An 8,605-nucleotide genomic window follows, 5' to 3' on the forward strand; every position below is an offset into this window, starting at 1 on the left:
CCTTCGTGCCGGGGCGCAACCTGCTGTTCATGACGGTGGCGGCGACGGTGGCCTACCGCCGCGGCCTGAACGTGCTGGTGGGCGGCATGTGCGAAACCGATTTCTCGGGCTACCCGGACTGCCGCGACGACACCATGAAGGCGCTGCAGGTGGCCCTGAACCTCGGCATGGCCACGCGCCTGAAGGTCGAGACGCCCCTGATGTGGATCGACAAGGCCCAGACCTGGCAACTGGCCCAGGACTGCGGCGGCGACGCGCTGGTGGATTTGGTCCGCTTCGATACCCATACCTGCTACCTGGGCGAGCGTGGGGCTGCGCATCCGTGGGGGCATGGCTGCGGCACCTGCCCGGCCTGCGCGTTGCGGGCACGCGGCTACGAACGGTACGTGGCAAACAAGGGCACCTGATGCCCGCCGGCCGGAGCACTTCAAGGACCGTGTGCTGACGTAAAAACGGCCGGGAAGTCCCGGCCGTTTCAAGGCGTATCACGGCATCGGCCCGAGCCGAGGCGGGTCAGCTTGGCTTGCGCGGAGACTTGTTGCCCGCTTGCTGGGCTGCCTGGAGCGATGGGCCCTGCACGTGGCCTTGCACGGAACCGTTGTCCGCAAGACCGTCGAATTGCATGCTGGCACCGCTGCCCGTGCTTGCGCTGGCGCGGTCCGCCTGGACGGCCGGGCTGTCCGGGGCATGACCGTTGCCACGTTGCGCATCCACCGGCTGGAACGGATCGCGGAAGGTCTTCAGGACTTCTTCCTGCTGCTGCATGCTGCGTGCGGTCTCTTCGGTAGCTGCGCGCGTCACTTCATCGGCCAGCGCGTGGGCGGTACGCGCCGCTTCCGGGCTGTGCTGCTGGGTGACGCGGGCCAGTTCGACCTGGACCTCGGCCGCCAGGCGGGACAGATGCTGCTGGTAGGCGCGCAGCTTGTCGGTAGCCGGCTGGGCATGGGACGCCGCGGCGCCCAGGGCATCGAACGGACGCTCGCTCGACAGCATGCGCTGGCTGGCGTGTATGGTTTCCTCGATCATGGTCTGGCCGAGTTTCAGGTTGGTTTGACAGACGGCCTGGAAGGATCCGGTCAAGGTCTTGTTCAGGTCATTGAACCAGGCAAGCTGGGAATCCACATGGGAGCGGAGGGCGGGATTGCTGGAGGGGGAATAGGGAAACATGGAATCCTTGTCGGTGTCGAACCGCGGCAATGCGCTCCGGATGGATCGGGAGCGGCAGGGCGTTGGGGTCGGTGGGATGCAGCGGCTTGCTGCGAAGGGACGGGGATCGGACAGCGATCCCGTGAACAAGGACACTATGCGCCCTTTTTTGGCCCGCACGGGACGAATCGCGGAAAGTATTTTCGTGCCGTGGTGCGGGGCAATATCTACTGACCACGTGCTAGGCGCGATCAGGCCTGCGCGGCGTCCGGGATGCGGGCCACGACCTTGATCTCGAACTGGAAGCCGTACAGCCAGGTCACGCCGACCGCCGTGGCGTTGGGGTAGGGCGCCTCGCCCCAGTATTCCCGCGCCACTTCCCAGATGCGCTCGAAGTTCGACTCTGGATCAACGAGGAACATGGTCACGTCGACCACGTCCTCGAACGTGCAGCCGGCCGCCGCCAGCACGGCATTCAGGTTCTGGAAGGCGCGTCGCACCTGCGCATCCAGTTCCGGCTCGGGCGAGCCGTCCTCGCGGCTGCCGACCTGGCCGGAGACGAACAGGAAGCCATTCGACCGCACGGCCGGCGAATAGCGGTTTTTTTCATACAGGGCCTGGCGGCCGGCGGGAAAGACGACGTCACGCATGGTGTTTGCTCCTCTGGTGAATGGATGAGGACAGCTTAGTACAGGAATTTGTTGCGATAAACGGGAAAATCGGCGCAACACTATTTGTATAATCGCGACAATTTCGCTCGGGAGGTCGACAGTGGACAGGTTTGACGGCATGCGCGCATTCGTCCGGGTGGTCGAGGCGGGCAGTTTCACGAAGGCGGCCGACACCCTCGGCATGAGCCGCACCAGCGTCACCCAGCTGGTACAACAGCTCGAAGCCCACCTGCGCCTCAAGCTGCTCAATCGCACGACGCGCAAGGTGAACGTCACTGCCGACGGCGCCGTGTACTACGAGCGCGTGGTGCGCCTGCTGGCCGACCTGCACGACATCGAGAACAACCTGCCCGGCGCCTCGCCGGCGCCGCGCGGCCTGCTGCGGGTCGACGTGCCCAGCCCTTTCGCGAACATGATCCTGGTGCCGGCGCTGCCGGCCTTCCACGCGCGCTTCCCCGAGATCCAGTTCGACCTCGGCGCCAGCGACCGCAAGGTCGACCTGATCGGCGAGAACGTCGACTGCGTGGTGCGCGGCGGCGAGATCACCGACGGCTCGCTGGTGGCGCGCCACGTCGGCGACCTGCGGCTGGGCGTGTACGCGGCCCCGTCCTACCTGGCGCAGGTCGGCACGCCGGCGCACCCCGGCGAGCTGCAGGATTCCCGCCACCGCATCGTGCGCTTCCGCTGGACCAACGGCCTGCCCTATGCCATGCGCCGTGGCGCCGAGACCGTCAAGATCGCAGGCCACTACGTGCTGGCGATCGACGACGGCAACGCCTACCTGACGGCCGGCCTGGCGGGCCTGGGCGTGCTGTGGCTGCCCGACTACATGGCGCGCGAACACGCGGCGAAGGGCGCACTGGTGCGGCTGTTCACGGACTGGGACATCGACCCGATGCCGCTCTACGTGGCTTATCCGCCCAACCGCTACCTGAGCAAGGCGCTGCGGGTGTTCATCGACTGGATCGTGGAGCTGACGGCGCAGCATGCGCCGCCCACCCGGTCCTAGCGGTGCGTCGCCGCACGGACATTTGCGCTATACATGTCAATTCGTTAAGCATTCCAGCGCTGGAGGAGTCATGCCCCAGGTAGTCCCGGTCTTTCTCGTCATCACGGCCGTGCTGGCCTGGGTAAATGCCCGCTACCTGACGCTGGCGCTGGAACTGCAGCTGGCCGCCGACATCCTGTCGACCTCGGTGTCGCCGAGCTGGGACCAGATCGGCAAGCTGGCGGCGATCGCCGTGATCCGGACCGCACTGAACTACTTCCTCAACAAGGAACTGCAGCACGAAAGCGCGGTCCAGGAATCCGGCGGGCGCGACCCTGCCCGTGGAGGAGTCTAGTCCATGGCCGGCGACCAGTTGCCCTCGCGCCGGCGCCGCCTTGGGCTGGGCAGGGAGCTGCTGCTGGCGGTCGCGCCGACCGCGACGGTATTGCTGGTGCTGGCCCTGGTCGAGGCGGTGAGCAACCAGCGCCTGCTGTTCGCCTCGCTGGCCTCGAGCGCCTTCCTCATCTACCTGGATCCGGGCCATAGCGTGAACCAGGCCCGCACCCTGGTGCTGGCGCAGTTTGGCGCGGCAGCGATCGGGCTGCTGTCCTACCTCGCCCTCGGTCCGGGCTATGCCTCGGCGGGCGCGGCGATGATCGCCACCATCGTCATGATGATCGTGTTCGACGCCATGCATCCGCCGGCAGTGGCGACGGCGCTCAGCTTTGGGCTGCGGGCGGGCGACGCCAGCAACCTGCTGCTGTTCGGACTGGCGCTCGGCGTCACCATCGTCCTGCTCGGGCTGCAGCGGCTGACCCAGTACCTGGTGCTGCGCTCGCTGAGCGGCCGCAGCGGGAAGGACGGCTAGCCCGAGCGCAACTGGCCGTAGGCTGAACGGTCGCCGGCCTTGTCGGTCGCGACCACCGACAGGCTGCCGTCGGTCTCCAGCACCGCCAGGTCGATGGCCGCCAGCGAACCATGCCCGTGCTGGCGCACCGCCGACCGTACCTCGTCCTCGGTGATGCGTACCCGCTTGAGTGCATCGTGCAGCAACTGCCCATCGCGCAGGACCACGGTCGGGGCGGTCTTCACGGCCTTGCTGACGAAACGCGAACGCACCGACGTCCAGGTGATGGCCAGCTGCAGCAGCACCAGCAGGGCCAGCGCCGCCAGGCCTTCCAGCAGGCTGACGTCCTTGCTGATCAGGATGCTGGACAGGGTGGAGCCGAAGGCCACCGTGACGACCAGGTCGAAGGAATTCATCTTCGAGAGCGTACGGTTGCCGCTGATGCGCAACAGGACGACGAGTCCGGCATAGGCCAGCACGCCCACCAGGATGACGCGGCCGATATCGCTCCAGCTGTCGAAAAACATGCGTTTCTCCTTATGATGGTTCACGTGTTGGCCCGATGGTACAGGGGGCGGCACTGCGCTGCCGTCCGCCTGCCCCGTGGCAAGGCTTCAAGGCTGGCGGCCGAGTTCGCGCGCCGGGCGCGGCGCCGTTCCCCGTCCCGCAGGCCAGCCCTCGCGCTGGCGCCGCCGGTCGCCGTCGGTTTCCTCGGTCTGGTCGTGGAAGAGCACCTGGTGGGTTGGATAGGGCAGGTCGATGCCATGCGCCGTCAAGGCTGCCTTGATACTCTCGAGCACGTGGTCCTGGATGGCAAGCGCATCGGCCCGATAGGGCGGCTTGATCCACCAGCGCACCCGGATCTTCACGCCGGCATCGGCGTACTCGACCAGCAGGGCGTCGGGTGCCGGCTCGGCCTCGACGTCGGCGAGCTTGCCGATCGCCTCGAGCATGAGGCGCTTGGCCGTGGCAATGTCGTCGCCGTTGCCGATGACCACGTCGTACTGCAGGCGGCGGCTCGGATAGGCGGTGTTGACGACGAAGGAACCCTTGTACAGCTCGGCGTTCGGGATGACGACCAGGCGGCCGTCGTAGGTGCGCAGTTTGGTGGCGCGGGTTTCGATCTCCTCGACCGTGCCTTCGAAGCCGCCGAACACGATCTGGTCGCCAATGCGGAAAGGCTCGGTAATCAGGATCAGAATGCCGGCGAGGAAGTTTTCGAAGATGTCCTTGAAGGCGAAGCCGATCGCGATGCCGGTGATGCCGAGTGCACTGATCAGGTTGCCGGGAGTGAAGGAGGGAAAGGCAACTGTCACGGATAGCAGGATACCGAGGAGGGTCATCGCCCACTGCGCCATCCTGCCGAGCACGATCACCAGGTTTTCCTGGAACCTGCCGGTATTGATGCGCTGGACCAGGCGGCGCACCAGGCGCGCCAGGAACAGGAACAGCAGCAGGACCAGGATGCCGAGCACGAGGTTGGGCAGCAAGCGCATCGTCGCCACGCCCAGCGACTCGAGGCGCTGGTAGGCGATCGTCAGTTCCGGCGACATGGGCAAACCTCCCGAGGCGGTTGATCGGACTGTTCAGCCACATGATCCATTCATCAGCGCCGGAAGGGCGCGAGCTTGCCTATGCTCAAACTGGCGTCGGCTTTCCCCGGAAGTCCGCATCATGAGCGTCTATGCCATCGCAAGTCCAAGGAGGACGACATGAAAGTTGCACACATCTGCAGGGCCGCCATGCTTTCCGCTACCCTCATCGCACTGGGCGCCTGCTCGACCGATCCGAACACGCGCAAGGTCGGGGTCGCATTGTCGGACTCGGCCATCTCCACCAGGGTCAAGACCGCGCTGCTGGGCGATCCCGACGTCAAGGGAAGGGACGTCAAGGTCGAGACCTTCCGCGGCACCGTCCAGCTGAGCGGCTTTGTCGACAGTCCGCACAGCGCGGCCCGCGCGGCCGATATCGCCGGTCGCGTCGACGGCGTGCGCGAAGTGCGCAATGCGCTGATCGTGAAGTAAGCCCTGCCCGGGCTGCGCCCGGGCAGGCGGCTCCGGGTACGTCCTCAGTCGCCGGGCCGCCCGGCGTCCTGCGCCAGCATGTCGCGGAGAACGCGCAGCCTGGCGCCGAGGTCTTCCTTCGCGGCCTCGGACTTCGCACTGCGCAGCCCGATCTCGCCGGTGATCTCGGCCTGCTGCAGCAGCGCGCCGCGTTGCGCACTTCCTGCACAGGCCTGTCCCACCTTGCAGATGGTATCCAGGATCCGCAGCAGCACCGCAGTATTGCCCTGCGCGTTCTCGGCCACCTGCCGGAAGGCGAAGCCGGCGAGCTGACCGAAATCGAGACCGATGGAGAGCACACGCAGCTTGCCGTCCTTGCCGTAGCGATTGCGCGGCTCCAGGTTGCGCCGGGCGCAGCAAGCCAGGATCACCCCGATATGATCCAGGCAGGTTTCTGCCGTCGTGCTGTCGTTGATGCCCGGCGACAGGGCTTTCAGGGCCATGTCGGCCAGCTGGCGGATACCGAAGGCCGGATCCTGGTCGAGGGTGCGGAATGCGTCGATCCCATAGGCACCGTTCAGCGCGGCGATCATGGCTTCGTCCGGCGGGCGAGTCATGGCGACCGACAGCAGCGTCTCGTCCATGCCGACGAAGTCGCCGGGCTTGTGCTCCATGCGCACGATCGCATCGTGCGCGCAGGCCCAAGCCAGCAGCTGGTGTTCGGCGACGGTCTGGATGGTGCCCCATTGCCGGGTGGGCACGGGATGCCAGGCGGTGGCCACCGGATCGGGGTGGGGTTCGCGCACGCCCCCCTCGGCCGCCTCGTCCGGGAAGTATTTGTCGATCATGTGCAGGGTCTCGTGCGTGATGGCCTGGGCCATTTCGGCCGCCTGGATGGTCGACGAGATGTGGTGGATGAAGTAGATGAAGGCGCCGCTCCCGGACACCGACAGCAGCACCGAACCCAAGACCGCGCAGGCGGGAACGAAGGGATCCGGCTCCCCGGTGATCGTGCGCAGCACGAGCAGGCAATACAGGAAGATGCCGATGAAGATGCCGAGCACGACCTGGTTGCCCCTGTCGCGCATGAAGTTGCGCAGCACCCGCGAGGTGTACTGGGCCGAGGCCAGGGTCAGGGCGACCATGGTGATCGAAAACGTGACGCCGGCAATGGTGGCCATCGATCCGGCGATGGCGGACAGCAGGTTGCGCGCGCCTTCCGCCTCCACTGCGAGCAGCCGCGGCCAGTACTGCCGCAAGGTATCGCCGGCCTGGCGGTCGAGTTCCACCAGGCCGAGCGCCAACAGCATCAGGCCCAGGATGACGAAGGTGGGAACGAACCACAGGCTCGAATGGACCTGGACCCACAATTGCTTGAAGCGGCTGTCTGCTGCGGCTTGCATGGAGGGCTGGCTTTCCTTGGAAATGACAAACCGGTTTCGATGGCGGCAAGACGCCGTCACCGATACCGATCCGGGAGAGTTGCCCTTACTGTAGCCTTCCGGGCAGCAAACGGAATGTGCGGTGGAGCACCCAGACGCCCTATTGCCATCAGTCCGCCTGTGCGGCGGCAAACCCGATCGATTTTGCGGGACGGAAGCTAGGCGGCACGCGCCAGCAGTGCCGGCACCTCGTGCGCTTCAAGGGGCTTGCTGAACAGGAAGCCCTGGTACTCGTCGCAGGCCATCTCGCGCAGCACCGCCAGCTGGGCGGCGGTCTCGACACCCTCGGCCACCACCTGCAGCTTGAGGCCGCGCGCCAGGTTGACGATCGACAGCGCGATCGCGGCGCTGTCCTCGTCGCGCCCGAGGTCGCGCACGAAGGCCCGGTCGACCTTCAGGCGCGACACCGGGAAGCGCTTCAGGTAGGCGAGGCTGGAGTAACCGGTGCCGAAATCGTCGATCGCCAGGTCCACCCCCAGCCGGCGGATTTCGTGCATGAGCAGGTCCACTTCCTGCTCGCGGCTCATCAGGGCGGTCTCGGTGATCTCGAGTTCCAGGCTCCCCTCAGGCACCCGGTACTGTGCCAGGCAGCGCCGGATGGTGTCGAGCAGGGACTTCTGGTGGAACTGGCGCGGCGACAGGTTGACCGCCACCTTCACCGGCCCGCCGAGCTGCGCCGCCCAGTCTTCCATCTGGCGGCAGGCCTGCTCCAGCACCCAGGCGCCGATCGGGATGATCAGGCCGGTGCGCTCGGCGATCGGCACGAAATCAAGAGGCGAGACCACGCCCTGTTCGGGATTGGTCCAGCGCAGCAGGGCTTCGAAACCGACCACCCGCTGTTCGCGCACCGTGACCTTGGGCTGGTACACCAGGCGCAGCTCGCCGCGCTCGAGCGCGCGGCGCAGGTGGGCCTCGACGGTGAGACGCTGCCCGAGCTCGGTGTGGCGGCTGGCCGAGAAGAAGTGTACCGCCTCGTCGATCTCGATGCCGGCGCCGCTCGCCGCGCCCTGGGCGCTGCGGTACAGCGCGTCCGCGCTGCGGCCGTCCTGCGGATACAGGGCTACGCCCAGCACTGGATCGAGGAAGAAGTCGCGCCCGTCCACCTGCAGGGGGGCCGACACCAGGCCGTGCAGTTCCGTGGCGAAGCGCTCTACCTGCCGGCGCCCGCCGCTGGCGTCGAGCATGCAGGCGAATTCGCTGCCGCGGATGCGCGCCGCCACTGCGCCATCGCCGCTCGCGCCGCAGGCGCCACGCAAGAGATCGGCCACCTGCCGCAGCGCGCGGTCGCCGGCCTCGTGGCCGAGCAGGTCCACGATCTCGTGCAGGCGCTCGGGCACCAGCGCGACGACGGCCAACTCGCGTCCGTCCGCCATGCTGGCGCCGGCGGATGCGGCAGCCGCAGTCATGCGCGCTTCCAGCAGGCGCCAGAACTGGGCCTGGTTCGGCAGCCCGGTGACAGCATCGAACTCGGCCAGCCAGGCCAGGCGCGCTTCGGCGCGTTCGCGCTC

Annotated in this window: 11 protein-coding genes; 5 read left to right on the forward strand and 6 right to left on the reverse strand. The window is 67.0% G+C overall.

Going from position 1 to position 8,605, the window contains the following annotated elements; genetic code table 11:
* Window positions 1–407 (forward strand): 7-cyano-7-deazaguanine synthase (locus MA09_RS16220; protein ID WP_036250775.1); only part of this gene is annotated, 407 nt, incomplete at its 5' end.
* Between the two features lie 106 nt (window positions 408–513).
* On the opposite strand, the gene MA09_RS16225 is transcribed toward MA09_RS16220, so the two are convergent.
* Window positions 514–1,167, reverse strand: a complete 654-nt coding sequence (locus MA09_RS16225; RefSeq protein WP_036250778.1) for a phasin family protein — start codon at window positions 1,165–1,167, stop codon at window positions 514–516.
* 230 nt (window positions 1,168–1,397) lie between these two features.
* Window positions 1,398–1,796, reverse strand: a complete 399-nt coding sequence (locus MA09_RS16230) for a RidA family protein (protein ID WP_036250718.1) — start codon at window positions 1,794–1,796, stop codon at window positions 1,398–1,400.
* A 121-nt stretch (window positions 1,797–1,917) separates the two neighbouring features.
* Between MA09_RS16230 and MA09_RS16235 the strand changes: the two genes are divergently transcribed.
* The 3 genes from MA09_RS16235 to MA09_RS16245 all read left to right on the forward strand — a co-directional run bounded on the left by MA09_RS16235 (window position 1,918) and on the right by MA09_RS16245 (window position 3,673).
* Window positions 1,918–2,826 (forward strand): LysR family transcriptional regulator, encoded by a 909-nt coding sequence (locus MA09_RS16235; protein ID WP_036250720.1) that lies wholly within the window; start codon window positions 1,918–1,920, stop codon window positions 2,824–2,826.
* 70 nt (window positions 2,827–2,896) lie between these two features.
* Window positions 2,897–3,160 (forward strand): DUF1622 domain-containing protein, encoded by a 264-nt coding sequence (locus MA09_RS24205; protein WP_229440758.1) that lies wholly within the window; start codon window positions 2,897–2,899, stop codon window positions 3,158–3,160.
* A 3-nt stretch (window positions 3,161–3,163) separates the two neighbouring features.
* The gene (locus tag MA09_RS16245) at window positions 3,164–3,673 is read left to right on the forward strand and encodes an HPP family protein (RefSeq protein WP_036250723.1); all 510 of its coding nucleotides are present in this window, start codon (window positions 3,164–3,166) and stop codon (window positions 3,671–3,673) included.
* Here the strand turns inward: MA09_RS16245 and MA09_RS16250 are convergent.
* Both MA09_RS16250 and MA09_RS16255 read right to left on the reverse strand, forming a co-directional pair.
* A complete protein-coding gene (locus tag MA09_RS16250) occupies window positions 3,670–4,179 on the reverse strand; it encodes a DUF421 domain-containing protein (protein ID WP_036250725.1) in 510 nt (169 codons plus the stop codon). The genes MA09_RS16245 and MA09_RS16250 overlap by 4 nt on opposite strands.
* 87 nt (window positions 4,180–4,266) lie before the next feature.
* A complete protein-coding gene (locus MA09_RS16255) occupies window positions 4,267–5,205 on the reverse strand; it encodes a mechanosensitive ion channel family protein (RefSeq protein WP_051933527.1) in 939 nt (312 codons plus the stop codon).
* Window positions 5,206–5,364: 159 nt separating this feature from the next.
* On the opposite strand from MA09_RS16255, the gene MA09_RS16260 reads away from it, so the two are divergent.
* Window positions 5,365–5,676: a BON domain-containing protein gene (locus MA09_RS16260; protein WP_036250727.1), complete on the forward strand. Its 312-nt coding sequence runs from the start codon at window positions 5,365–5,367 to the stop codon at window positions 5,674–5,676.
* Window positions 5,677–5,720: 44 nt separating this feature from the next.
* On the opposite strand, the gene MA09_RS16265 is transcribed toward MA09_RS16260, so the two are convergent.
* Both MA09_RS16265 and MA09_RS16270 read right to left on the reverse strand, forming a co-directional pair.
* Window positions 5,721–7,058 carry a DUF2254 domain-containing protein gene (locus MA09_RS16265; RefSeq protein WP_036250729.1) on the reverse strand — a complete coding sequence of 446 codons (1,338 nt, stop codon included), beginning with the start codon at window positions 7,056–7,058 and terminating at the stop codon, window positions 5,721–5,723.
* Between the two features lie 197 nt (window positions 7,059–7,255).
* Window positions 7,256–8,605 (reverse strand): bifunctional diguanylate cyclase/phosphodiesterase (locus MA09_RS16270; protein ID WP_036250731.1); only part of this gene is annotated, 1,350 nt, incomplete at its 5' end.

It is taken from the genome of Massilia sp. BSC265, from assembly GCF_000740675.1.
GTDB lineage: Bacteria > Pseudomonadota > Gammaproteobacteria > Burkholderiales > Burkholderiaceae_D > Telluria.

Coding starts and splice junctions, on each gene's coding strand:
- MA09_RS16225 (WP_036250778.1), bottom strand. CDS start 1,167: ATGTTTCCCTATTCCCCCTCCAGCAATCCCGCCCTCCGCTCCCATGTG.
- MA09_RS16250 (WP_036250725.1), bottom strand. CDS start 4,179: ATGTTTTTCGACAGCTGGAGCGATATCGGCCGCGTCATCCTGGTGGGC.
- MA09_RS16265 (WP_036250729.1), bottom strand. CDS start 7,058: ATGCAAGCCGCAGCAGACAGCCGCTTCAAGCAATTGTGGGTCCAGGTC.
- MA09_RS16260 (WP_036250727.1), top strand. CDS start 5,365: ATGAAAGTTGCACACATCTGCAGGGCCGCCATGCTTTCCGCTACCCTC.
- MA09_RS16255 (WP_051933527.1), bottom strand. CDS start 5,205: ATGTCGCCGGAACTGACGATCGCCTACCAGCGCCTCGAGTCGCTGGGC.
- MA09_RS16245 (WP_036250723.1), top strand. CDS start 3,164: ATGGCCGGCGACCAGTTGCCCTCGCGCCGGCGCCGCCTTGGGCTGGGC.
- MA09_RS24205 (WP_229440758.1), top strand. CDS start 2,897: ATGCCCCAGGTAGTCCCGGTCTTTCTCGTCATCACGGCCGTGCTGGCC.
- MA09_RS16230 (WP_036250718.1), bottom strand. CDS start 1,796: ATGCGTGACGTCGTCTTTCCCGCCGGCCGCCAGGCCCTGTATGAAAAA.